21 protein-coding genes are annotated in these 24,707 nt (G+C 30.7%); 8 read left to right on the top strand and 13 right to left on the bottom strand.

The window, feature by feature from the left end:
- Positions 1 to 22 precede the first annotated feature (22 nt).
- Both ACIQ06_RS06175 and ACIQ06_RS06170 read left to right on the top strand, forming a co-directional pair.
- Positions 23 to 1,606, top strand: coding sequence for a sensor histidine kinase (locus tag ACIQ06_RS06175; RefSeq protein WP_396144536.1), 1,584 nt, complete (start codon positions 23 to 25; stop codon positions 1,604 to 1,606).
- 6 nt (positions 1,607 to 1,612) lie between these two features.
- A complete protein-coding gene (locus ACIQ06_RS06170) occupies positions 1,613 to 2,317 on the top strand; it encodes a response regulator transcription factor (protein WP_298306159.1) in 705 nt (234 codons plus the stop codon).
- A gap of 29 nt (positions 2,318 to 2,346) precedes the next feature.
- On the opposite strand, the gene ACIQ06_RS06165 is transcribed toward ACIQ06_RS06170, so the two are convergent.
- From ACIQ06_RS06165 to ACIQ06_RS06130, 8 genes are all read right to left on the bottom strand, one after another.
- Entirely contained in the window at positions 2,347 to 3,075 is a 729-nt protein-coding gene (locus tag ACIQ06_RS06165) for an acyl-[acyl-carrier-protein] thioesterase (RefSeq protein WP_396144533.1), read from the bottom strand.
- Between the two features lie 28 nt (positions 3,076 to 3,103).
- Positions 3,104 to 4,027: a tRNA (adenosine(37)-N6)-dimethylallyltransferase MiaA gene (gene miaA / locus ACIQ06_RS06160; protein ID WP_396144531.1), complete on the bottom strand. Its 924-nt coding sequence runs from the start codon at positions 4,025 to 4,027 to the stop codon at positions 3,104 to 3,106.
- A gap of 36 nt (positions 4,028 to 4,063) precedes the next feature.
- Positions 4,064 to 5,425 (bottom strand): exonuclease domain-containing protein, encoded by a 1,362-nt coding sequence (locus ACIQ06_RS06155; RefSeq protein ID WP_396144529.1) that lies wholly within the window; start codon positions 5,423 to 5,425, stop codon positions 4,064 to 4,066.
- A 59-nt stretch (positions 5,426 to 5,484) separates the two neighbouring features.
- On the bottom strand, positions 5,485 to 6,165 hold the full coding sequence (locus ACIQ06_RS06150) for a YggS family pyridoxal phosphate-dependent enzyme (protein ID WP_396144527.1): 681 nt from the start codon (positions 6,163 to 6,165) through the stop codon (positions 5,485 to 5,487).
- Positions 6,156 to 6,704, bottom strand: a complete 549-nt coding sequence (locus ACIQ06_RS06145; RefSeq protein ID WP_396144525.1) for a hypothetical protein — start codon at positions 6,702 to 6,704, stop codon at positions 6,156 to 6,158. Before ACIQ06_RS06145 ends, ACIQ06_RS06150 begins: the two co-directional genes overlap by 10 nt.
- Before the next feature lie 38 nt (positions 6,705 to 6,742).
- On the bottom strand, positions 6,743 to 7,960 hold the full coding sequence (locus tag ACIQ06_RS06140; RefSeq protein ID WP_396144523.1) for a DUF1015 domain-containing protein: 1,218 nt from the start codon (positions 7,958 to 7,960) through the stop codon (positions 6,743 to 6,745).
- A gap of 65 nt (positions 7,961 to 8,025) precedes the next feature.
- Entirely contained in the window at positions 8,026 to 8,916 is an 891-nt protein-coding gene (locus tag ACIQ06_RS06135; protein ID WP_396144521.1) for a 3-hydroxyacyl-CoA dehydrogenase family protein, read from the bottom strand.
- Positions 8,917 to 8,997: 81 nt separating this feature from the next.
- On the bottom strand, positions 8,998 to 9,966 hold the full coding sequence (locus ACIQ06_RS06130; protein WP_396144518.1) for a Gfo/Idh/MocA family protein: 969 nt from the start codon (positions 9,964 to 9,966) through the stop codon (positions 8,998 to 9,000).
- A gap of 97 nt (positions 9,967 to 10,063) precedes the next feature.
- Between ACIQ06_RS06130 and ACIQ06_RS06125 the strand changes: the two genes are divergently transcribed.
- Entirely contained in the window at positions 10,064 to 10,705 is a 642-nt protein-coding gene (locus ACIQ06_RS06125) for a protein-L-isoaspartate(D-aspartate) O-methyltransferase (RefSeq protein ID WP_396144516.1), read from the top strand.
- Positions 10,706 to 10,761: 56 nt separating this feature from the next.
- Positions 10,762 to 14,508 carry a transglutaminase domain-containing protein gene (locus ACIQ06_RS06120; protein ID WP_396144514.1) on the top strand — a complete coding sequence of 1,249 codons (3,747 nt, stop codon included), beginning with the start codon at positions 10,762 to 10,764 and terminating at the stop codon, positions 14,506 to 14,508.
- A 35-nt stretch (positions 14,509 to 14,543) separates the two neighbouring features.
- Here ACIQ06_RS06120 and ACIQ06_RS06115 read toward each other — a convergent pair whose 3' ends face one another.
- Both ACIQ06_RS06115 and smpB read right to left on the bottom strand, forming a co-directional pair.
- A complete protein-coding gene (locus tag ACIQ06_RS06115; RefSeq protein WP_396144511.1) occupies positions 14,544 to 15,593 on the bottom strand; it encodes a Fic family protein in 1,050 nt (349 codons plus the stop codon).
- An 85-nt stretch (positions 15,594 to 15,678) separates the two neighbouring features.
- Complete coding sequence (smpB, locus tag ACIQ06_RS06110; RefSeq protein ID WP_396144509.1) at positions 15,679 to 16,134, bottom strand: SsrA-binding protein SmpB; 456 nt, start codon at positions 16,132 to 16,134, stop codon at positions 15,679 to 15,681.
- A gap of 145 nt (positions 16,135 to 16,279) precedes the next feature.
- Here smpB and ACIQ06_RS06105 point away from each other — a divergent pair, with 145 nt between their 5' ends.
- The 3 genes from ACIQ06_RS06105 to ACIQ06_RS06095 all read left to right on the top strand — a co-directional run bounded on the left by ACIQ06_RS06105 (position 16,280) and on the right by ACIQ06_RS06095 (position 18,872).
- Positions 16,280 to 16,903 (top strand): outer membrane beta-barrel protein, encoded by a 624-nt coding sequence (locus ACIQ06_RS06105; protein ID WP_396144507.1) that lies wholly within the window; start codon positions 16,280 to 16,282, stop codon positions 16,901 to 16,903.
- A gap of 143 nt (positions 16,904 to 17,046) precedes the next feature.
- Positions 17,047 to 18,561: a S8 family peptidase gene (locus tag ACIQ06_RS06100; RefSeq protein WP_396144506.1), complete on the top strand. Its 1,515-nt coding sequence runs from the start codon at positions 17,047 to 17,049 to the stop codon at positions 18,559 to 18,561.
- 83 nt (positions 18,562 to 18,644) lie between these two features.
- Positions 18,645 to 18,872, top strand: a complete 228-nt coding sequence (locus ACIQ06_RS06095) for a VF530 family DNA-binding protein (protein ID WP_396144504.1) — start codon at positions 18,645 to 18,647, stop codon at positions 18,870 to 18,872.
- 28 nt (positions 18,873 to 18,900) lie between these two features.
- Here ACIQ06_RS06095 and ACIQ06_RS06090 read toward each other — a convergent pair whose 3' ends face one another.
- Genes ACIQ06_RS06090 through ACIQ06_RS06080 form a run of 3 tightly spaced genes read right to left on the bottom strand, consistent with a single transcriptional unit; the run spans position 18,901 to position 22,200 of the window.
- A complete protein-coding gene (locus tag ACIQ06_RS06090) occupies positions 18,901 to 20,448 on the bottom strand; it encodes a hypothetical protein (RefSeq protein WP_396144502.1) in 1,548 nt (515 codons plus the stop codon).
- An 11-nt stretch (positions 20,449 to 20,459) separates the two neighbouring features.
- Positions 20,460 to 21,623: an ATP-binding cassette domain-containing protein gene (locus ACIQ06_RS06085; protein ID WP_396144500.1), complete on the bottom strand. Its 1,164-nt coding sequence runs from the start codon at positions 21,621 to 21,623 to the stop codon at positions 20,460 to 20,462.
- A 16-nt stretch (positions 21,624 to 21,639) separates the two neighbouring features.
- Positions 21,640 to 22,200 carry a GNAT family N-acetyltransferase gene (locus ACIQ06_RS06080; protein WP_298306039.1) on the bottom strand — a complete coding sequence of 187 codons (561 nt, stop codon included), beginning with the start codon at positions 22,198 to 22,200 and terminating at the stop codon, positions 21,640 to 21,642.
- 92 nt (positions 22,201 to 22,292) lie between these two features.
- Here ACIQ06_RS06080 and ACIQ06_RS06075 point away from each other — a divergent pair, with 92 nt between their 5' ends.
- The gene (locus ACIQ06_RS06075) at positions 22,293 to 24,545 is read left to right on the top strand and encodes a M1 family metallopeptidase (RefSeq protein ID WP_396144496.1); all 2,253 of its coding nucleotides are present in this window, start codon (positions 22,293 to 22,295) and stop codon (positions 24,543 to 24,545) included.
- Positions 24,546 to 24,707: the final 162 nt, after the last annotated feature.

Here is a 24,707-nt window from a genome sequence, read left to right as displayed (position 1 = left end):
TTAAAATACTAAATTTGTTGTGATGAATAAGTTTGTTTTTCGGCTGTTGGTATTATTAATGAGTTTATCCTTACTTGGGATAATTTTAGTCCAAGTATATTGGTTTAATACTTCATTAGAAAACAACGAAGAACAATTTAAGTTTCATGTAAAACAGGTTTTAGGTAGCGTTGCCAACAAACTCCAAAATAAAGAGCGTTATGCTTTTTATAAAAAAAACGGAAGATTTAAAGATAATGCTAAAAAATCTCCAAAAAGTGAAGATTTATTAGAATACGGTTACTACGAAAGAAATGCTAAAACGAATAAAACAATAATTTATTCCAACAGCATTATTTCTGAGGATTATGATATGTTTTCTACGTTCTTTGATAAAAGACTTGATAGTCTTAAAGTAAAAAATTACACAGCTAAAAGAAAAACTAAAGTATTTAACAATAATTCATTTGATAATTCTGGAATTCAAAACACAATTATTCCTGATTTGACTATTGAAAAAGCAGGAGATTTAAAGATTCTTGAAGATGCTCAATTTGAAATTGCCTACAAAGATGTTGTAGCTAATTATCCAATAAACGAACGTGTTTCTAAAGAACAATTAAATGAATTATTAGATAAAGAACTTAAGGAATATGGAATCAAAACTCCTTATGAGTTCAATATTTACAGTAATGGATTAGCAACAAAAATAAAATCAGAGCATTTCAATTTTGATAAATATGCTACTTATTCGATTCCTGTTTTTATAGATAATGATGGAAATAATAAGTATATGTTGCTAGTTACATTTCCTCAGAAAAAGAAGTTTTTGTTTTCAGAGATTCTTGCTATAACGCTGTTATCGGTAGTTTTTACTTTAATAATAATTATAGCTTATGCCAATGCGTTACACCAATTAATCAAACAACGTCAAATTTCTGAAATCAAAACTGATTTTATTAATAACATGACGCATGAGTTTAAAACGCCAATTGCAACTATCAATTTAGCTTTAGATGCTATTAAAAATCCTAAAGTAATTGATGATAAAGAAAAAGTTTATAGGTATCTCCAAATGATTAGAGACGAAAATAAACGAATGCATGCTCAAGTAGAGAATGTCCTTAGGATTTCAAAACTAGAGAAAAAAGAATTAGAGATTACAAAAGAACCATTAGACGTTCAAGATATTATTGAAGAAGCAATAGATCATGTGCATTTAATTATTGAAGATAGACAAGGTGCTATTACAACTCATTTTGAGGCAAATAGAACCACAGTATTACTAAATGATGTACATTTTACAAATGTAATTGTTAATATTTTAGACAATGCTATAAAATATTCGCCAGATGTGCCCGTTATAGATATATACACAGAGAACATCAAAGATTTTATACTAATTAAAGTAAAAGATCAAGGCGCAGGAATGAGCAAAGTGGCTCAAAAAAGAATTTTTGAAAAGTTTTATCGCGAACACACAGGCGATATTCACAACGTAAAAGGACACGGTTTAGGTCTAGCTTACGTAAAACGAATTGTGGAAGACCACAATGGTCAAGTTTTTGTTGAAAGCGAAAAAGGAAAAGGAAGTACATTTATTATAAAAGTCCCATTGATAAATTAAAAAATTATGGAAAAAGAAAATAAAAAAATATTATTAGTTGAAGACGATCAAAACTTTGGAGCCATTCTGAAAGATTATTTAATGTTAAATGATTTTGATGTTGTATTGGCAAAAAATGGGATGGAAGGTTTTGAAAAGTTTAAAAAAGACACTTACGATTTGTGCATTCTTGACGTAATGATGCCTTACAAAGATGGATATACTTTAGCTAAAGAAATCCGTGAGAAAAATAAAGAAGTGCCTATCGTGTTCTTAACGGCTAAAACCATGAAAGAAGACGTATTGAAAGGATACAAAGTAGGAGCAGACGATTATCTAAACAAGCCATTCGATTCAGAAGTTTTGTTAATGAAAATCAAAGCCATCATGCAAAGAAAATCATCTGAAACTAAAGCTGAAAATGTTCAGTTTGAATTCCAAATAGGTAAATTTCATTTGAATTCTAAGTTGCGTTTCTTGAATTTTCCAGGTAACGAACCAATAAAATTGTCACCAAAAGAAAACGAATTGCTAAAAATGTTAGCACTTTATGTGGAAGATTTAATGCCAAGAGAATTAGCATTAACAAAAATTTGGAGAGACGATAACTACTTCACTTCAAGAAGTATGGACGTTTACATCGCTAAACTAAGAAAATATCTAAAAGAAGATCCAAATGTAGAAATTTTAAACATTCACGGTGAGGGATTTAGATTAGTCGTAAAAAAATAAACAGAAAGCTCCAAGAAATTGGGGCTTTTTTATTTCAATTCAAGTTCCAATCCAAAACACACTTTTTCATCTTTACTAACTGTAAAAACGTTCTTATTCTTACCAATTGTAAATACTTCATTCATCGAAACTTCTTTTAAGTAATTCATTTCAAAAGCAGTCAATTCTTGGTTCAAAAGCTTTTTAGAATCTACACAATCCAAACACCACTCTAAATATTTTACACTATTGGCATGATTAACAATATCTAAATCAGATAGTAAAACAGTTCGTTCTGCAACTATTTCAAATTCTTGCTGAAGATCTATTTTTGCATAACTTTTTTCAGTTGCACTAACATTAGGATATTTTTCAAAATGCTCGTGTGGCAATGCTAAAGCTTCCGGACGACGTGTTTTGGTATTAAAAACTGCCCAAAAGGTTTCGCAACCCACAATTTTGTCATCGCCGATATACAATTCTAAACAACGTGTAGAACGCGAATTCTCCAACGATTTTATCCAAGTTTTAACTGTTACTTTATCTTTCCATTTTGGCAAACGCTTAATTTCAACTCGCATTTTACTCAAAACCCAAGCTTGATGAAACTCTTGCATATCGCTAAAACTAATGCCTCCAACTTCCGAATGTGTTGCTGCTGTCAACTGAAAAAGATTGCACAATTCAGTATATTTCAAATAGCCATTTGGATAACATTGTAGAAAATTAATTTCCCAATCTTTGGTTAGAATAGAGGTGAAGTTTGGTGAAATTGGCATGGAAATATTAAGATTTGAGTATTAAGTATTAGGACTTAAAGTATTGATTTATATGATTAATTATAACTTTTCTATCAGTTAGATAATCAAACCAAACCGTATTTTCGGTTCTTTTGAACCAAGTCAATTGACGTTTTGAAAAGCGTCTTGTATTTTTCTTGATTTCTTCGATGGCAAAATCTATAGCAGTTTTTTCTTCAAAATAATCGAATAATTCTCTGTAGCCAACCGTTTGTAAGGCATTCAAATCTTTATTTGGAAACAACTTTTCTGCTTCTGCAAGCAATCCTTCATTTATCATAATATCAACTCTTTGGTTGATTCTTTCATACATTATTGACCTTTCGGCTTCCAATCCGATTATAATAGGCGTGAAGTTTCTTTTGTTCTTCTCTTTATTTAGAAATGACGAATAAGGTTTTCCTGTTCCGATACAGACTTCTACAAAACGCATCATTCGTTGTGGATTTTGTAATGTTTGTGGATTTGTTTCTGTTATAAAATTGAAATAGTCACTATCTAATACTTGCAACTGATTTTGAAGATAATCGATTCCTTTTTCTTCATAATTCAATCGAACTTCATCTCGAACTTTCAAATCGATTTCAGGAAAACTATCAAATCCTTTAAGAACAGCATCAACATACAAACCCGAACCGCCAACCATGATTTGGATATTATTTTTTTGAAATAATTCGTCTAATTTGGCAATAGCTTCCTTTTCGAAATCTCCAACAGTGTAATTTTCAAAAATGGATTTATTTTGAATAAAATGATGTGTTGCACTCGCCAATTCTTCATCACTTGGAACCGCAGTACCAATTTTCATTTCCTTAAAAAACTGACGACTATCGCAAGAAATAATATCGCAACCAAAATGTTGAGCCAAGGCAATGCTCAAGGAAGTTTTTCCTATAGCTGTTGGTCCGATAATGGTAATTAAATAATTCAAAAGGTCTATTTTCTCTAATCTTTTTCTATTCTCTTTTTAAAACTTCATAACCTTCAACACCTTATTTTTTCTCAAATAACTCTGAATAATAGTTCGTGTATCTCGATTGTTTTGCATTGGAATTATAATGTTTTTTAAAACTTCAACATTAGTAATTTGATAATTCAAATCATAAAAACAATAGCCTTTGTAAATTCCGTTTTCTATTAAAACTGCACTTCGTTCATCAACTTTTCTACCTCTATCAATGATAATCATATTGTTATTTTCAAACGTCATTTCATTGATAAAATCTTCAACACGTTGGTTATATTCGTCAGGTGATTCTATTCCCAAACAAGCGCCATTACATTCTTTTATTTTGTGTTGAAAACATCCGTTTTGCGTTTCATACAATCCGTTCAATTTCTGACATAAATTATACTTCTCTGTGATTCTAAACAACGCATTTTTTCCTTCTTGAAGTGTTGTAAATGCTGTAATTTCTTTCTTTCTACCATCTGCTTTTTGAAGACGTAAATTCAAGTAACCATTTTCATCTAAAACTTCATACAAAGCATATTGAAAAATACTTTTGCGCTGCGCACGATTGTAAATTGGTTTGTTGATTTTGATTTCTTCACTTTCTTTCAAAAGCGCAATCAATTCACTTCCAGTTTCTTCATAAGTTACTGCAAAAACTTCTAGTTGAATCTTTTTACATTTATTCGTTTTTCCTGTAAAATGTTGATTGACACGTTTTTTAATGTTCTTGCTTTTGCCAATATAAACCAAATCACCTTTTTCATTGTGAATGTAATAAATACCAGTTTTGTAGGGTAAACTTTCAACAATATCAAGCAATTTTGGAGTCAAACCACTTTTGATTTCTGCTTTTATCGAACTAATTAAAATCTCTTTTTCAGTATCTTTTGATAATAATAATTTGAACAATTTGACGGTTGCTAAGGCATCACCACTAGCTCTATGTCTATCGGTTACAGGAATTCCCAAAGCACGAACCAATTTTCCCAAACTATAGGAATCCATTCCGGGAATAAGTTTTTTAGATAATTCAACAGTGCAAAGCGTTGGACGAATAAAATCGTAACCCAGTCGAGTAAATTCGGTTCTTAAAATACGATAATCAAATGAAGAATTGTGAGCCACAACAATGCAATCTTGAGTGATTTCGATAATACGTTTAGCAACTTCATAAAATTTTGGAGCCGAACGTAACATAGCATTATTGATTCCAGTTAACTTAACCACAAACGGCTGAATTTCCTTTTCAGGATTGACCAAACTGATAAATTGATCCACGACTTCGTGACCATCATATTTGTAGATGGCGATTTCGGTGATTCCTTCTTCGTTGAATTGACCTCCAGTGGTTTCTATGTCGAGTATGCAGTACAAAATAGTATTCAGTGTTCAGTTTTCAGTGTTCAGTCTGTCATTCAGAAGGAATCTCAACTTTAATTATTATAATTTCTGTTCCCAAAGATACTACTTCCAATTCGAACCATTGTACTTCCACATTCAATTGCTAATTGATAATCGCCAGACATTCCCATTGAGATAGTGTTCAGTTGGCAGTTTTCAGTTTTCAGTTTACTTACTTTGTCGAAAATTGTTTTCAAGTTTTGGAATTCTTTTTTAATTTGGTCTTGATTTTCAGTAAACGTTGCCATTCCCATTAAACCAATGACTCTAATATTTTTATAAATTTCACTATTCTGAGTGATAAATCTTAAAATTCCATTCAATTCTTCTTCATCCAATCCGAATTTACTTTCTTCTTCGGCAATAAAAATTTGAAGTAAACAATCAATAACACGATTATTTTTTTGAGCCTCTTTGTTGATTTCGTGTAATAATTTCAAACTATCAACTCCGTGAATCAAATTTACAAATGGAGCAATAAGTTTTACTTTTCTCGATTGTAAATGACCAATAAAATGCCATTGAATATCTTTAGGAAGTGCTTCGTGTTTTTCAACTAATTCTTGGACATAATTTTCTCCAAAAACACGTTGACCTGCATTATAAGCTTCCATCAAATCAGCTACAGGTTTGGTTTTAGAAACGGCAACTAATGTAACGTTTTTAGGAAGTTGTGATTGTATATTGAGGAGGTTTTGTTTTATTATTTCCATTTTCTTTCGTAAAAAATATTGTCTATTTTTTTAGATATACCATAAATCCAATTATTAAAGCTTTCACAAAAACTGAAATATGTGATATCATTATCTTTTTCTAAACTTGAAAAGTTTGTAAAAATACTATAAGTACCATTGTAATATGTGTTTAAAACTTTTATGTTTTTAATTTTATTATTTTCATAATATAATTCTACAAATACATATTCAAGACTTTTTTTGTTATATATTGTTTCATATTCATAAGTGGCTTTAATTATTTCAGGTTCTGGAATAGGATAATCTGGACCGACTATTGCCATTGAATCAACTTTTATTGTATCTAAATATGATTTTTTATATATTTTTAATAAGGCATCAGTTTTAATTTTTAAAGTCTTTTTACGACTAACACTCACACTCCTTTCAATTTCAAATTTCTGTTCAATATTTTTTTTTGATTTTAAACAAATACTATCAATCTGCTTAATAGTAAGTGATTTGTTTTGAGAAAAAGAAGTAGCCGAAATTAAGAAGAATAGAAGTAATTTTCTCATTTTAAATTTTGTTATAACTATTTTTCAGTATTTCGTACTTATAGTTCATACACCATCAATCCACTACGAAATTTAGGTTCAATATAAGTTGATTTTGGAGGCATTATTAAATTGTTGTCTGCCAAAGCTTTAATTTCTGAAATATCACTTGGGAATAACATGAATCCGACTTCAAATTCGCCTTCGTCAACCAATTCTTTTATGGTTAAAATAGATTGTTTTCCAGGAATGTATTCAATTCGTTCGTCGTTTCTTAAATCTTCTATTCCTAAAATGGGTTGCAATACTTTATCGTATAAAACTTGTGCATCAAGATTCTCTAATAATGAATTTTTGTTATTTTCTAATTTGTAAAACAGCGCATAAAAAGCACCATCTAAATACATTCCGAATTCAAATTTTCCTTGTGGTTTCCACAATTCTTGTTCTTTGGTTTTGATGATGAAATGTTCTGATAGCTTTAGAATAAAGTCTTCTTTCGAATGACCATTCAAATCACGAATGATTCTGTTGAATTCATAAATTTTGACATTACTTTCAGCAATTAGAAAACTCATAAAGTAATTCAGATTCTGATTTCCTAAATGATTGTCTTCATCAAATAATAATTCTGCCGAAGCAGAACGGTGGTGACCATCAGCAATATATAATTCTGGAATGTTTTCAAATTGTTTTTCTAACCATGCTATTTCTGAGTCAGAATCAACTTTCCAAAGGGTATGTTTTTCTTTGTTGGTTGTGGCAAAATGATAAATTGGCTGTTCTTTTTTCTTTTCTAAAATCCAATTATTGATTTCCGATTTATCTGGATAAGTTATCAAAACTGGTTCTGTATTGAAACCTGTTTGATGCAAATAATCTTTGAATAATTCTACACGATATTGCAAAGTATCTTCATGTTTTTTGATGACATTATTTTTATAATCATCAATTGAAGTTCCTGCTACAATTCCAGTAAAAGATTGACTTTTCGTCTGAATTTCATATAAAAAGAAAGCTGGTTTTTCATCTTCAAGAAAAATACCATCGTTTTTAAAATCTTGATATTTATGAGCGACACCTTTAAAACGTTTGTCCAAAGTAATCTTCTGCGAATGTACATAGGCAGGATTAATCACATGCAAAAACGAATACGGATTGAAATCCAACCACGAAGCCAATTCCGCAGGTGAATAGTCATCATAATTACGACAAGTTACCAACGCGACTTTATCAGGAGTTGGACGAACGGCTTTGAAAGGGATTATTTTGCTCATTTTGAGTGAATAGTGATTAGTGAATAGTGATTAGCAAATACTATTTACTAATCACTTTTTACTCTTTACTTTGAAAATTGCTTTGCAATTTTTTCTGCTTTTTTACTTTCAGAATAATCGTAGAAACCTTCACCAGATTTTACTCCGAGTTTTCCTGCCATTACCATATTTACTAAAAGTGGGCAAGGAGCATATTTTGGATTTTTGAATCCGTCGTACATTACATTTAGAATAGAAAGACAAACGTCAAGTCCAATAAAATCAGCTAATTGTAATGGTCCCATTGGATGCGCCATTCCTAATTTCATTACGGTATCGATTTCAGAAACTCCAGCAACTCCATTGTATAACGTTTCGATAGATTCGTTAATCATTGGCATTAAGATTCTGTTGGCTACAAATCCAGGATAATCGTTTACTTCTGTTGGCGTTTTTCCCAATTTTACAGATAAATCCATGATAATTTTAGTTACTTCATCAGATGTAGAATAACCACGAATGATTTCAACCAATTTCATAATCGGCACCGGATTCATAAAGTGCATTCCAATGACACGTTCTGGATGAACTACTTGCGCAGCTATTTGAGTAATAGAAATAGAAGAAGTATTTGTTGCCAAAATCACATTATGGTCACAAACTTCACTTAATTGTTTGAAGATATTTAGTTTCAACGTTACATTTTCTGTGGCAGCTTCAACTACTAAATCGGTTCCAACAACACCGTCTTTTATGTCGGTGTAAGTGATTATGTTTCCGATTGTTTTGTGTTTGTCGTCTTCAGTAATCGTTCCTTTAGCAACCATTCGGTCAAGATTGGAAGCTATCATTGCCATTCCTTTTTCTAAAGATTTCTCTGAAATATCGATTAATTTTACGGTAAATCCGCTTTGTGCAAAAGTGTGAGCAATTCCGTTGCCCATCGTTCCTGCGCCTATTACAGCTATTGTTTTCATTATGTTTGTTTAGTTTGTTTTAATTTTTTCCACCGCAAATTCACAAATTTTATATTTTAATTTGCGAATTTGCGGTCAATATTATTTTTCGTTCATCGAATCAATAATCATATAAGCAACTCTCAAAGCCTCAGTTCCGTCTTCTAAAGTTACTATTGGAGTTGTATTATTTACAATGGCATCAGCAAAAGTTTCTAATTCGTCTAAAATGGCGTTGTTTGGAGCAACTTCTGGATTAGCAAAATAAATTTGTTTCTTTTCGCCTTCTGCATTTTGTAAAATCATATCAAAATCACCTGGAACTTCTGGCGCATCTTTCATTTTTACAACTTCACAAATTTTATCTAAATAATCTACAGAGATGTAGGCGTCTTTTTGAAAGAAACGAGATTTACGCATGTTCTTCATCGAAATTCTGCTTGAAGTTATGTTGGCAACGCAACCATTTTCAAACTCAATTCGAGCATTAGCAATATCTGGAGATTGACTCAAAACTGAAACTCCACTTGCGTGAACGGCTTTCACTTTTGATTTTACAACACTTAAAATTGCATCAATATCATGAATCATCAAATCTAAAACTACAGGAACATCAGTACCACGAGGATTGAATTCTGCCAAACGATGCGTTTCAATAAACATTGGGCTTTCAATCATATCTTTTACAGCTATAAATGCTGGGTTGAATCGTTCTACGTGTCCAACTTGACCTTTTACATTGTATTCTTTCGATAAAGCAATAATTTCTTCAGCTTCTGCAACAGTTGTTGCAATTGGTTTTTCTATAAAAACATGTTTACCACTTTTAATAGAAACTTTAGCGCATTTGTAGTGAGAAAGAGTAGGAGTTACAATATCTATTACATCAACAGCGTGAATTAATTTGGCAATGGTATCGAAACGTTTATACCCAAATTCAGCAGCTATTTTGTCTGCATATTCAGCATTTTCATCATAAAAACCAACTAATTCATATTTTTCAGATTGATTCAACAATCGTAAGTGTATTTTTCCGAGGTGACCGGCACCTAAAACGCCAACTTTAAGCATAAAATAAAATTTTATCAAAAATAGTAATTAATTGATAATTCGTAATTGATAATTGATAATTTGTTTTCTATTTTTACAAAATAAATACTTGCCCAAATTGAAAGATACAAACAAACATCAAGGACTTAGAAATCAACTTGCTAAACAGCTTGAAGAAAAAGGAATTACCGATAAAAATGTTTTGGAAGCTATAAAAAAAATTCCAAGGCACTTGTTTTTGAATTCAAGTTTTGAAGATTTTGCCTACCAAGACAAAGCTTTTCCAATAGGTGCTGGACAAACTATTTCACAACCTTACACTGTAGCTTTTCAAAGTCAACTTTTAGATGTTAAAAAAGATGATAAAATTTTAGAAATTGGGACGGGTAGTGGTTATCAAACGGCTGTTTTATGTCTTTTAGGAGCAAAAGTATATTCAGTTGAAAGACAAAACGAATTATTTAAAACCACATCACTTTTATTACCAAAACTTGGAATTCGTCCCAAACACTTGTCATTTGGTGATGGTTATAAAGGTTTGCCAAATCATGCACCATTCGATAGTATTATTGTTACTGCTGGTGCTCCAATTATTCCAAAGCCACTTATGGCACAATTAAAAATTGGAGGTAAATTAGTTATTCCTGTTGGAGATAAAGAGCAAATCATGACGATGTTAATTCGTAAAAACGAAACCCAATTTGAAAAACACGAATTTGGTGATTTTAAATTTGTGCCTCTTTTAGAAAATAAGAATTAATTTACAACGTTTCACAAGAATTACTATATTGTACCAAAATTAAACCAACCAAATTAATGAAAAAAATCGTTGCCATTTGTATCCTGTTTGTCAATATAGCATTGGCACAAACAGCTGAAAAAAAAGTATGGGATTTGTTGTTGTCAAACAAGCGTGAAGATGCCAGAAAACTTTTCGATAAAGAGTTAAAAGCCAAAATGAACACTAATGTAGATTATTTGATATTGGACGCTATGTTGCAATATGAAATGGGAACACTAGCATTTGACGATCAAATTTTAAAGCAATTTTTAGCTACATGTAAAGAGAAAAATTATCTGTATCCAATTTGGTACAAACCTTACATGATGGATAATGCAAATACCAATGGTTACAATGATTTTACCTACAAGAAAATAGATCTTTTAGCTGCTTCAGAAGTTTTTGGAAAAGATCCTTTAGTTATTTATTTCAAGGCGGTTTGCGATAGAAAGAGAAAGAACCCACAAGGTTTTAGCGATAATATTAAAAAATTGAACGCTATTGAAGATTGGCAATATTGTGGTGCTTTTGAAAACCTAAACGATAGTGGATTAGAAACAGAATACGAACCAGAAGTTTATGCAAACAATGATAAATTATTTGATGCTAATAGTAACGGAAAAATTGGTTGGTATATTCCTGTAGACAAGCAGGAAGAAGGTTATCATTTTTATAGCAATGAGTCAGAATATGGTGACGGAATTATGTATTCTCAAGTATTCATTGATTCACCTTCTGATAAAGAAGTGTATTTAAATTTTGGTACTAGTTCTTCTATCAAAATCTTTGTGAATGATGCTGAAATTTATGCTAATAATATGGCAGAACACACCGATTTGAATGCCTTTAGATTGAAATTCAAGTTGTTGAAAGGGACAAATAGGTTATTAGTAAAATTCTCAACTAATTCTGGTAATGATAATTTCTTTGTGTCATTAACAGATGAAACTAACAATAAGATTTCAGATGTAACTATTTCAAATAAATTTAAAGCTTACAATAAATCTACTTTAGAGCAATTGAATGTGGTTGAATTGAATCCAACATTCGAAGATTATTTTAAAGATTTGATTGCTAAAAATCCAAGTAATGTTTTATACAAGATTTTATTATTTGAAGCCTATTCTAATAATAGTAAAAATGATTTGGCAAATGATATCATTGAAGAATTAATAAAAGAATATCCTAAATCTTCTTTTATGCAAGTGCTTCAAATGACCAATTATTCTAATAAAAAGGAAACTCAAAAAGTTGAAGAGATTGCCAAAAATATGGAGATTAATGATGAGTTTTATTATTATAATATCATCAAAAAAATTCAAGATCAAGATTGGATGCGTTCAGCAAACATTGTAGAGCTTGAAAAATTTCGTGAAAAAACCACCTCGGTAAAATCAGAAATGGTTACAACTTTGTTTGATTTTATTTTGGCTTCAAGAAAATCTGATATCAATTTAATGATTCAAAAGTTGGAAGATTTATTTGCTAAATCGGATAACAATGAGTTCTATGTTACCACATTTTCTGGGATTTATGAAAAGTTAAAAAATGATAAGGCTAAAACCATAAAAATGCTTGAGGATTTAGTTGCTTCAAAGGAGAATCTTATAGCTTTAAATCAATTAAGAGGGTATTATGATGATGCAAATAGAAAAGATGAAGTTGAAAAAATGATTCATGACGTTAGTGTTAGATATTCTTATTCTAATGATTTAAGAGTAGATTACATTAATCATTTGGTTGATGAAAAAAGATATACAGAAGCATTGGTTGAGGTTGACAGAGCTTTAGCTAATTTTCCGTATTCATTTTCTTTGATGGAGAAAAAAGGAACTATTTACAATAGTCTTAATAACGTTAAAGATGCTGAAAAATTTATTAGACAATCACTATCACACAATTCTAGTAATAGCTCATTGCGTAAGAAACTTTATGATATTACAAAAACTCCAGATGAGATAGAAGAGGTGGCTACCAAAGATATCTATAAGGTGATTAAACAAAGAAGAAATTCAACTTTGAAAGGTGATTTTGGAGTAACGACTCTTCTTGATGAATACATCGTTAATATTTTGCCAGAAGGTGGAAGAAAATCTAAAGTTACTTTTCTTTATGAAATTACTTCAGAAAAAGGAATTGAAGAGCTGAAAGAGTACAGCTTGCAATCTTACAGTAATAGTGTTTTAAAATCTGAAATTGTTAAGCAAGATGGTTCTATAGTTCCTGCCGAAGAAGGCGATGGAACATTAGTATTTACCGATTTGAAAGTAGGCGATGTAATCTACATTCAATATGAAAGATATGAGAATTCTTATGGAAGATTCTATAAAGATTTTGATTTGTCTTGTTATTTCAATAGCTATTATCCTGCAGTAGAAACAGTTTTTGGATTTATCTATCCTCCAGGAACAGAATACATTTCAGATTTTATCAACGGAACAGTTCCATCAACAACTAAAAAAGTAAATAATAAAACTTATATGATTTGGAAGAGAACTAATGTTCCTGCAATGGCTCTTTCTGAATCTTATGCACCAAATTTTAGTGACTTGACTAATACTATTAGAATTAGTACCATTAAATCGTGGAAAGAAATTTCAAATTGGTATTCTGATTTGGTTAAGAAAAATTTGAAATTAGATAAAATAACTAAGAAAACTTTTGCCGAAATTTTTCCAAATGGCGTAACTGGAATTTCTCAAGAAGAAATAGCTAAAAAAATATACTCTTATATAGGAAATAATATTAAATACAGTTCTTTAGATTTTAGACAAAGTGGTTATGTTCCACAAAAACCATCTAAAACTATTACAACAAAACTTGGAGATTGTAAAGATGTTTCTACTTTGTTCGTCGCTTTATCGCAATTGGCAGGAATGAAAGCTAATTTGGTTTTGGTGACCACAAACGATAATGGATTTACTTCTATGTTATTGCCATCAAATGACTTCAATCATTGTATCGTAAAGGTTGCAATTGATGGTAAAGATTATTTTTTAGAATTAACAGATAAGTATCTTCCATTTAAAGCTTTACCTAGTAGTTTGTACAATGCCAATGCACTTGTAATTTCATTTGACAAAGCCGAAAACGAGAAATCTAAAATTATTGGAATTCCATTTGATAATGCTTTGAAAAATGTTACAAATGCAGTAACAACTATGACTATTGATGATAAATCAAAAAGTTTTACAAATACTTTTACAATAAGCGGAGCCAATAAATCATATTATAATGAATTGTTTTCTGATGCAACTACAGAAGATGTACGTAAGAAAAGAATAGAAGAGGATTATAATTCTAAATTAAAAAAAGTTGTTTCATTGCAATCTTCTAAAGTAATTAAAAACGAAACTTACGATAAAGACATTACGTTTGAAACACAATTTTCAATTTCAGAAAGAATTCAAACGGTTGGAAATCTAAAAATTACTGATATTCCATTTTTAGATAAAGTTTACACAAGAGATATTATTTCTTTAGAAAGTAGAAAATATGATATTGATTATTTTTCTTATGAAACAAGTAATGAATATAATTCTGAAGTAATTTTAAATATTCCACAAGACAAAAAGTTTACAGAAGTTCCAGAAGGTAAAACGTTTACTTTTAAAGGACATAAATACCAAATAGCCTTTGAATTAGTAAAACCAAATACATTAAAGGTAGTTAGAACAGTTACTTTAAATTGGGATAAAATTTCTACAACCGATTATTTAGATTATAAAAAATATGTTGAAGATGTAATTGCCGCAGAAGAACAGATAGTTGGATTTAAATAAAAATAAAGAAACCCATTCCTAAACAGAATGGGTTTTTATTTACTAATTATGTTTATATAGCGCTCTAAGCATTCTTTTTCTACTTGTGCTATGAAAAGTAAAAAATCTTCTTTGTTATTTGAAGTTTGTGCTGTTTCAAGCGTTTTGTAATAGTTCATTCTAGTTTCGTAATCTCCTTTTATATTGGCAATCACGTATCCGTTTTGTAAAAGAATTAGATTCATTATCAAACGTGAAGTTCTACCATTTCCATCTATGAAAGGATGAATAGTAACTAGTCTTTCATGCATTTCTGCTGCTAAAACAACTGGGTGCATCTTACTTTTGTTTTCTTCATACCAAATGAAATAGTCTTCCATTTCTTTTGCAACTATAAAAGGTTGTGGAGGCATGTGGCTACTTCCTTTTATCATAACTTGTACACGACGATAGCGACCAGCATCTTCAGGAATAATTCCTCTTAAAATTAAATTGTGAACAGAAAGTAGTTCTCTTTCGTTTAAAGGAAAATTGCGTTCCATTAATTGTTTAATGTAGGCTATAGCTTCAACGTGATTAATTGCCTCTAAATGTTCACGCATACTTTTTCCAGAAATAGTCAATCCTTCATTGATAACCAAATCGGTTTCACGTAATGTAAGAGTGTTTCCTTCTATTCTGTTACTTTCAAAAGTATATTCTAATTCTAATGCTTGTGCAATTCTAAAACTATCAAATTGACGAAATTGGTTTAATTTTGTTTTTAGTGCATCAATTTCATTTAAAATATTTTGTAAATTTTTAGAAATTGATTTTCTAACGAAACTTACGTTATATTTTATTTGTTCTTCGGCAAGTATCATTGCTTTCAAAGCTAATTCATCTGAACCAATTTCATAAAGAATTCGCTCTTTTAGCCAAGCAACCATTAAGGTTTCATAATCTAAATCTAAAGCTTGAGCTAACTTGGCAACTTGTTCTTTAGTAGGTTTTCTTGATCCGCTTTCAAACTTACTAATCAATGCTTGATCAATACCTAAAAGTTGTGCTAACTCTCTAGTTTTTATTCCTTTTTCTTCTCTTGCATTTTTTAATAAAGTTTTCATTTTAATTAAAATGTTTTATTTTGTCTTGACAAATTTAGTCATTTTTTCAAGACAAAAAAAACAATAACAACATTTTTTAAAAATTTTAAAATGATTTTTTAATTCGTTCGATATCACGTTTGGTATCTTGTTCTTTTAAAGATTCGCGTTTATCGTAGGTTTTCTTTCCTCTACAAAGTCCGATTTCGAGTTTTGCTAATCCTTTTTCATTAGTAAATAAACGTAATGGAATTATGGTTAATCCTTTAGTATCAATACTTTTTTCTAACGATTTAAGCTCTCTTCTATTAAGTAGTAGTTTTCTTTCGCTTCTAGCTTTATGATTAAACTGATTACCAAAAGAGTATTCCTCTATAGAAGTATTAATGGCAAAAAGTTCGTTATGGTCATTAAACTCACAAAAACTTTCAGTGATGTTGGCTTTTCCTAGTCTAATAGATTTTATTTCAGTTCCAGTCAAAACGATTCCAGCCGAATAAGTTTCGATTATTTCATAATCAAATTTAGCTCTTTTATTAAGTATGTTGGCTGTTTTTATCATTCTGAGGCAAATGTACTAACTAAATAGTGAAAAATAAAAGTAAAATTATTTAGTATCAAAAAAAATTTCAAACTATGATTTATATCAGTTTTTTTAAGAAAACTTGACAATAAATTTGTCCTATAATTTTAAAACTACAAACAAAATGAAAAAAATTTTATTAGTTGCAGCAATAGCATTATTTGGTTTAACTGCAAATGCACAAGAGAAAGAAAACAAAGGATTAGAAGGAACATGGTGGGTAGCTGGTCAAGTATCTTTTTCATCTGATGAAGAAGTTGGAACAAAAACTACTTCTAACACAATCTTACCTGTTGCTGGTTATTTCGTATCTCCTGATGTAACTTTAGGATTAGGAATAGGTGTTATTGGATCAAAAGAAGAAACAACTATTGGTACTACAACTACTACAACTAATGATGTAACTGCATTAGTAATTCAACCTCTTGTAAGAAAGTATTGGGGTCTTGGAGGAAAATTTTATTTCTTCGGTCAAGCTTCACTTCCTATTACAATGGGAAAAGATAAACTTTCTGATGATAAAGTTACTTCTTTTGGAGTAGATATTGCTCCAGGTTTTGATTTTATCGTTAATAAATGGATGACTGTTGAAACTACTTTTTCATTAGTGAATTTAACTTCTACTTCAACTAATCCAAATGTTGGTGATAGTACAAGCGACTTTAGTTTTAATGCAAATCCATTCGATTTAAATCCAGGAAACAGAAGTGTTGGTGGATTAAGAGTTGGTGTTAAATTTTTATTCTAAGAGATTAGATTATATTTAGAGTTATTGGTTAGTCCCGATTTAGTTCGGACGGAAAGGTCATCATTTTTTAATGATGACTTTTTTTTGCTATTATATTTAAAAAATTATTACATTCGTAAAACCAACCTTAAAAAAATACTAGTATGACAAAAAATTTTCTAAAAATTATCATTTTATCAGTGTTTGTCTTTGCTTCATGTTCTAAAGAAGATTCATTTGATGAAATTTCAGTCGATGCTGCTCAAAGAGATCCATTAACAGCACAACAAGTAAATTCTGAAATAGATGAAGCTATTGCTACAAAAGGAAGCTTCAGTTGGAAAAATGCTTCAAATCATTTACTTTGGAGTGCATCATTTAGAGGAAATCATATCATAACTATTGGTTTTGGTAATTCAGCTACAGATTTTGATAGAAGTAAATCAGCAGATAATGCTAAAACACAAGCTAGTATTCTGAATCTAGTTGCGCATTATGAAGGAAAGTCTAAGGAAGATGTTTTGCTTTCAAGTGATGGCTATTTGAATTTAGTTGATGTTTATATTGAAAAACAAGAAACAATTATAGCTTTAAGAAAAACAGCAAAAATACGTTACGTTGAACCAGGTGATTATAAATATTTTGAAACTGCACAACAAAAAGTATCTTTAGCAGAATCTAGTTCTTCAAGCTCTTCTGGATGTGGATTTGAATCGTCAACATTAAGTACTTCCGATTTTACTACGGTTACTCCAGGTGCTAAAGTGCCATGGTCGTTTTACCAACATAATATTCCAACCGCTTGGAATACGTCTACAGGTAGAGGTATCACAATTGGAATCATTGACACAGGAGTTTCTCCTAATCAAACTTTATTAGGTACTAATTTTAATGATGGTCTTTCAACTGGAAGAACAATTCAAAAATATGGTACTTATGTAGATTCAATTTGGCCTTGGAGCACAAGTACAGACGGACCAAATGATCAATGTGGTCATGGAACAAGTATGTCATCTGTTGCAGCAGCACCAAGAAACGATAATGGTTTACCTGTTGGCGTTGCCTACAATTCTAATCTAATTGTTTATAGAGCTGCTTCTAATGTTGTTTTAGATGGATATCACGAACAAAATGGTGTTAAGAATGCTTTCACTGCTTTAGCAAATAATACTAGTGTGAAAATCATTTCTATGTCAATGGGACATATCTTCTCTTCTGGAAAAATTGAAGATGGTGTGAAATATGCTTATAGTAAGGGAAAATTAATCTTCTGTGCAGGTGGAACTTCAACAAGCTTTACCAATTTTGTTGGTGTTATTTTCCCAGCTTGGATGGCAGAAACAGTTGCCGTTACTGGTGTTAAAGAAGGTACATCTAACCAAAAATGTGATGTTTGCCACTCAGGTGGAAAAATTGAGTTTACTGTTCAAATGCAAAGAGCAGCTTCAGGTAATACAGTTCCAGTTACAAGTTATTATGATAATCAAAATGATTATGTAGGAGGTTCTTCAGTAGCAACAGCAACAACAGCTGGAATTGCTGCGTTAGTTTGGTCTAAAAATCCTACTTGGACAAGAGACCAAGTACTAAATAAAATGCGTCAATCAGCTACTTATTTCCCTAATAGAAATGCAGATTATGGTTATGGTAACGTAAATGCAGCTTTAGCGGTTCAATAAATAATATCATTATGATTAGAAAACCATCAGGAGAAATTTTGATGGTTTTTTTATGCAATCAATTTTAATAGTACTTTTGCGATATGGAAAAATCAAAAGACCCACTACACGGTATAACTTTACAAAAAATAGTAGAGCAATTAGTAGATTTTTATGGATTCGATACCTTGTCAGAATTGATTAGAATCAAATGCTTTTCAGATAACCCAAGTGTAAAATCTAGTCTTACCTTTCTAAGAAAAACAGATTGGGCAAGAAAGAAAGTAGAAGAGCTTTACATTAGAACTTTACCAAAATTAAAAACCCTTTAAAAATTAATTTAAAGGGTTTTCAAAGTTATTAGTTTTCGGCAATTCCTCGCCATTGTTTTATTTTTCTAGAAAAGAATAACATCATTATGAAAATAAATAAAACATTAAACCATAATAATTCATAGGCATAATCTTTTAAAAATGAAATGAATGGAAATTTCTCATTTCGCAAACCAATATCAATAATTTCATAATAATTTGTAGTGCTTTTGGCTAATTCCAAAACTATTGCATAAACTATAGGACCAAATGATGGTAACAACCAAAGTGTTGCATTTAAGGTAATTCCAGAAATTCCTTTTCCTTTTTTTCTATGTATTACTAGAATAAAATAAACAAAAAGAATAATGGTAAGTAATAATAACGCTGCTAAATAAAAATATTCAGAGGATATAATCGCGGTCAAGATTCCTATTAAAATATTTACAACTCCAAGAGCCACAATAGCAATTAAGAAATTTCTTCCAGAGGTTACTCTAAATGAAAATAATACTAGTGAAAAACCTATAGCTATGTATAATAACAATAAAATTGTATCAATACTCACACTCGGTTTTGTCCAACTATTAGAAATTGTCTCATAAGAATGTTTTAAAGAATTTTCAGGCACATAATATTTATTATATAAGTAATAGGTGTCTTTAACTTTCTTTACGTATTGTTCGGTAGTATCTATTTGATTTCTTCTTATTTCATTTTCATAATCATAAGATACTTCAAATTCTTCTGCTCCAATGTTTTTATACTTCTCAAATTTTGGATAATCATAAACCAATTCGGTCCATTTTTCTTCATCGATATTCGCTTTTAATTTATGTTCTTTAACAATAGCCAAGTAATTTTTAAATAACGATTTTACAGAATCTTTTTTATTATAAAACAACCAATCTTTGATCTTCATTTTTCGCAAAGAATCTTCATTATATCCAAAAAAACTATAGGAATTAATGTTTTTATCTAACAATGAAAAATTTGAATATTTTCTTCCTCTATAGAAAAAATGATCTTTAACTTTTACCGAATCAACAACTGCAGTCGCTGTATCAACATCATAATTAGCAGCTGCAACAATGGCATCACCTTCATAATTATCGTTATTGTAATGATAACTATAAGAACCCGATACAAAAAAGGAACCTTGACTCAAAATTTCACATCTTTTTTTAGCTTCACTTTCAGTGTAATAGCTTCTCACTTTTAAATCTTTACCATATAAGTAGGCCATTATTAGTGAACTATTAAGAAAACAAACGACAAGAATAAGTAACCATTCCTTAAATAAAGAAAAGTTATTCTTAGGATAATACGATTTTAAAGCATTGTTTTTCAAATAATAAACCAGCCAAACTATTGCTGTTAAAATTGAAATCATCACACTAAAGAAAATAATAATATCATCATTATCATTTCTAGAATAATCATTGTCGGTTTCTGTAAAATCAATAGCGCCATTTAAATAACCCAAAAGGATGAAAATGATATTGAATAAAATAAGAAACGCACTCACAGGAACAATTTTTAAATTCCAAAGTAAGGGATGATTTATTAGGAGGTATTTTTGAATATTTTTAAACATAATTTCTAGATTTAGGATACAAAAAAGCGACGTGTTGAGTTGGAAATATTTCTAAAATACTGCACCGGAATTTTTTCTGAAACAAGCAGATTCATAAAATCATATACAGTTACACTTTCTTTGAAACTAACGATATAAGTACCACCATTAAATTGTAGTGAAACCAAGTCTAATTTTCCAAAAGTTTCTCCCAGTTGGCTTTGTGACCATTCGCTTTCAAACTCAATAACCAAATAATTTTCAATCGGAATTTCATTTTCTGAAACAGATTTTTCGTGAAGATTTTTCTGTTTTCCATGCTTTAAGAAAATCACTTGATCAGAAGTTTTTTCAACCTCATACAATTGTTGCGAACTCAATACGATTCCAATAGGTCGGAAAGGCGATTTTGCAATGGCTTTAAAATCTTCAAGTACAGTTTGTTGTGCTAAGATATCTAAATTTGCCAATGGCTCATCTATCAATAATATTTTTGGTTTTCTTAAAAGCATTCGCGCCAATTCAAAACGCATTTTGTATCCAGAAGATAAACTCTTCCAACTGTGATTTCTGAATTTTCGCAATCCTAAACGAGCGATGATTAATTCTATGATCAATTCATTTTCTTCAGGTTTGTAACCATAACTTGAGGCTGTGAATTGTAAGTTCTCAAACATAGAGCCATACCAAGTATCAGTCCTTTGCGGAATGTAAACTAATCTTGTTCTCAAATCAAACTGGTCATCATATTTAAAATGATAGTTGATGGTACCTCCAGTTGCATAAAGTTCACCACACAAACAACGCAAAAGTGTGGTCTTACCATTTCCATTTTCACCAACCAATCCAAGAATTTCTCCTTGACGCAATTCCATTTCTATTGGACCTAATCCAAAACTCGAACTTCCATAACTTTTTTCTAAACTATTTGTAGAAACTAAAACCTGCTTTTCTGCAATTGGTTTATTTGAAAGTGTAGCATGTAAATCTGAAAGAACAGCTTGATACTTTTCTTTTTTGCCGTCAACATTAGTTTCATTTTGGTCTAGCCAAATTAAAAAATCATTAGTTTTTTTGTAATGATTTAAATCCTCAGTATCTAAGGTTAAATCAATAATTCTTTTGGTAAGAATTGTGAAGTCATCAAACTTGAGAAAGTTTAATAACTCTTGGTATTGTTTTTCAAATTCGTTCATGTAATGTGTTGGTTGATTATTTTTTAAAATTTCTTTTCAATATTGAATAGATAACAGTGTCCCAAAATTTACCATCATAATATTCATTTTCTAATATGTGAGCTTCTTTTACAAAGCCATTTTTTTGGAGAACGCGTTCTGATGCAATATTGTCAGGATCAATAACAGCTTCAATAGAATGCATATTCATATCCTCGAAGCCATATTCTAAAACAGCTTTTATAGCTTCTGTAACGATTCCTTGACCGTTATATTGTGGTAAAATCATATAACCTATTTCACAACGATGATTTTCGGGTTGAATTCTATAATGACCAATAATTCCTATAAGTTTTGGATTTCCTTTTACAGTTATAGCCCAATTAATTCCTTCATTTTTTTCAATCTTTTCATCAATCATCTTAAAATGATTTAATGCATCTTCTTCAGTTTTAACTAAAGGACGCGGAATGAACTTCATCGTTTCAGGATTACCTCTTAGTTCTAGTATTTCATTTAGGTCATCTATTGAAACTCTTCTTAATAACAAACGTTCTGTTTCAAGATTTTTAAAGGGATGAAAGTTGATTTCAATCATAAACAAATTATTATTTTGTGAAATTAAACATAAAACTAAAATTAGTGTAACATTTTTTTATTTATTTGCTCTAATAAATAAATACTCAATTTATGAAACACTTTTTTATCAAAGCATTGGCTCTTGGAACTCTAGTTTTAAGTTTCTCTACTGCAACAGCACAGCAGACGCCTGCTAGTTCAAACTACAACTACAATGAAGCATTTGGTAACAATTTTTATACCAAAAATGCTACTGAAACGCGTTCGGCAAGTGGGCAACCAGGTCCGAAGTATTGGCAAAACAGAGCCGATTATACTATAACAGCTTCTTTGGACGAGAAAACAAATGAAATTAAAGGTTCAGAAGTTTTGACTTATACTAATAATAGTCCAGATAAATTGAGCTTTTTATGGCTGAATTTAGATCAAAACTTATTCAAAAAAGATTCTAGAGGAAACGCTATTATTCCACTAAAAGGAAGTAGAAATGGAGCGAAAGGACAAGATTTTGATGGTGGATTCAGAATTAATTCAATAAAAGTAGTTACAACAGTTGCTGGAAAATCATCTGAAAAAGAAGCAAAATTTACTATTACTGATACAAGAATGCAAGTAGATTTGCCACAGGGATTAAATGCTAATGGTGCTTCTGTAAAACTTAAAATTGACTTTGCATTCGTATCGCCAGAATATGGTTCGGATAGAATGGGAGTTTTAGAAACTAAAAATGGAAAAATATTCACCATGGCGCAATGGTATCCAAGAATGTGTGTGTATGATGATGTTCGCGGTTGGAATACAAGACCTTATTTAGGTGCAGGTGAGTTTTATTTAGAATATGGTGATTTTGATGTATCAATTACTGCTCCAGCATCACACATCGTGGTAGGTTCTGGTGAATTGTTAAACCAAAATGAAGTTTATACTGCTGAGCAACAGAAACGTTGGACTGCAGCTAAAGCAAGTGATAAAACAGTTATGATTAGAACTGCTGATGAGGTTACAAATGCGTCATCAAGACCTGCAGGAAAAACAACTTTGACTTGGAAATTTAAAATTAAAAATTCACGCGATTTTTCTTGGGCTTCATCACCTGCTTTTGTAGTTGATGCTGCTAAAATTAATCTTCCAAGTGGGAAAAAATCATTGGCTATTTCTGCTTATCCAGTAGAAAGTAATGGAAATAATGGTTGGGAACGTTCAACAGAATATACAAAAGCTTCGATTGAAAATTATTCTAAAAGATGGTTTGAATATCCTTATCCAGCAGCAACTAATGTAGCAGGAAACGAAGGTGGAATGGAGTATCCTGGAATTGTTTTCTGTAGTTGGGAATCAAGAGGAGCTGATTTATGGGGAGTTACTGATCATGAATTTGGACATATTTGGTTTCCAATGATTGTTGGTTCTAATGAACGTTTATTTGCATGGATGGACGAAGGATTTAACACGTTTATCAATGGTTTAAGTTCTCAAGATTTTAATAACGGTGAATACAAGCAACCAGTTACAGACATGCACCAAGCGGCATTTGTATTGAGTAATCCAGAAATGGAACCTGTAATTGCTGCTCCAGATAACTTGAAAGAAGTTAACTTAGGAATTTTAGCTTACTACAAACCAGGTTCTGGATTAGAAATGTTGAGAAATTCTGTAGTTGGACCAGAGCGTTTTGACAAAGCTTTTAGAGTTTATATTGAGCGTTGGGCATACAAACATCCACAACCAGATGATTTCTTTAGAACTTTCGAAAATGTAACTGGAGAAGATTTAGGATGGTTTTGGAGAGGTTGGATTATGAATAATTGGCCTTTAGACCAAGCTATTACAAAAGTTAAGTATGTTAAAGGTAATGCTAAAAATGGTGCTACAATAACCATTCAAAACCTTGAGAAAATGCCTATGCCAGTTGTAGTAGAAATGAAAACTAAAACCGGAAAAACATCAAGAAAAACATTGCCTGTAGAAATTTGGCAACGCAACAACTCATGGACTTTTAATGTAGATACTAACGAAGAATTAGAATCAATAACTTTAGATCCAGATAAATCATTTCCAGATGTAAATGAAGAAAACAACGTTTGGACAGACGCTAAGAATGGAGTAGAGAAGAGCAAAGGTCTTGATGCTTATGTTGGTGAATACTCAAGTACTAAAATTCCTTTAAAAATTAGTTTTACTGAAGAGGATGATAGTTTGGTAATCAACTCACCTGGACAACCATCAACTCCTCTAGACGATAAAGGGAATGGCAAGTTTACTTTAGAACAAGCAGGTTTGACTGTTCAATTCAATAATACCAAAGATGGTTTTACACTTTCAATAAGCGGACAAACTTTTGAATTTACTAAGGATAAAAAATAATTAAATATCAAAATATAAAAAAAGGTACGTTTTAATTAGAGGGCACTGAAAAACATCGTTTATTTTGATTAGCACCGTTTTTTAGAGAATAAAAAAACGCTTATAGTAGGATTTTATACATCCGTTATAAGCGTTTTACTTTTTGCAACTGTTTTTTATTGT

Source organism: Flavobacterium sp. (assembly GCF_044341265.1).
In the GTDB taxonomy this organism is placed as follows: domain Bacteria; phylum Bacteroidota; class Bacteroidia; order Flavobacteriales; family Flavobacteriaceae; genus Flavobacterium.
This window is presented reverse-complemented; position numbering and strand designations above follow the sequence as displayed.

Coding starts and splice junctions, on each gene's coding strand:
- ACIQ06_RS06175 (WP_396144536.1), top strand. CDS start 23: ATGAATAAGTTTGTTTTTCGGCTGTTGGTATTATTAATGAGTTTATCC.
- ACIQ06_RS06170 (WP_298306159.1), top strand. CDS start 1,613: ATGGAAAAAGAAAATAAAAAAATATTATTAGTTGAAGACGATCAAAAC.
- ACIQ06_RS06165 (WP_396144533.1), bottom strand. CDS start 3,075: ATGCCAATTTCACCAAACTTCACCTCTATTCTAACCAAAGATTGGGAA.
- ACIQ06_RS06150 (WP_396144527.1), bottom strand. CDS start 6,165: ATGGAAATAATAAAACAAAACCTCCTCAATATACAATCACAACTTCCT.
- ACIQ06_RS06145 (WP_396144525.1), bottom strand. CDS start 6,704: ATGAGAAAATTACTTCTATTCTTCTTAATTTCGGCTACTTCTTTTTCT.
- ACIQ06_RS06140 (WP_396144523.1), bottom strand. CDS start 7,960: ATGAGCAAAATAATCCCTTTCAAAGCCGTTCGTCCAACTCCTGATAAA.
- ACIQ06_RS06135 (WP_396144521.1), bottom strand. CDS start 8,916: ATGAAAACAATAGCTGTAATAGGCGCAGGAACGATGGGCAACGGAATT.
- ACIQ06_RS06130 (WP_396144518.1), bottom strand. CDS start 9,966: ATGCTTAAAGTTGGCGTTTTAGGTGCCGGTCACCTCGGAAAAATACAC.
- ACIQ06_RS06120 (WP_396144514.1), top strand. CDS start 10,762: ATGAAAAAAATCGTTGCCATTTGTATCCTGTTTGTCAATATAGCATTG.
- ACIQ06_RS06115 (WP_396144511.1), bottom strand. CDS start 15,593: ATGAAAACTTTATTAAAAAATGCAAGAGAAGAAAAAGGAATAAAAACT.
- smpB (WP_396144509.1), bottom strand. CDS start 16,134: ATGATAAAAACAGCCAACATACTTAATAAAAGAGCTAAATTTGATTAT.
- ACIQ06_RS06105 (WP_396144507.1), top strand. CDS start 16,280: ATGAAAAAAATTTTATTAGTTGCAGCAATAGCATTATTTGGTTTAACT.
- ACIQ06_RS06100 (WP_396144506.1), top strand. CDS start 17,047: ATGACAAAAAATTTTCTAAAAATTATCATTTTATCAGTGTTTGTCTTT.
- ACIQ06_RS06095 (WP_396144504.1), top strand. CDS start 18,645: ATGGAAAAATCAAAAGACCCACTACACGGTATAACTTTACAAAAAATA.
- ACIQ06_RS06090 (WP_396144502.1), bottom strand. CDS start 20,448: ATGTTTAAAAATATTCAAAAATACCTCCTAATAAATCATCCCTTACTT.
- ACIQ06_RS06085 (WP_396144500.1), bottom strand. CDS start 21,623: ATGAACGAATTTGAAAAACAATACCAAGAGTTATTAAACTTTCTCAAG.
- ACIQ06_RS06080 (WP_298306039.1), bottom strand. CDS start 22,200: ATGATTGAAATCAACTTTCATCCCTTTAAAAATCTTGAAACAGAACGT.
- ACIQ06_RS06075 (WP_396144496.1), top strand. CDS start 22,293: ATGAAACACTTTTTTATCAAAGCATTGGCTCTTGGAACTCTAGTTTTA.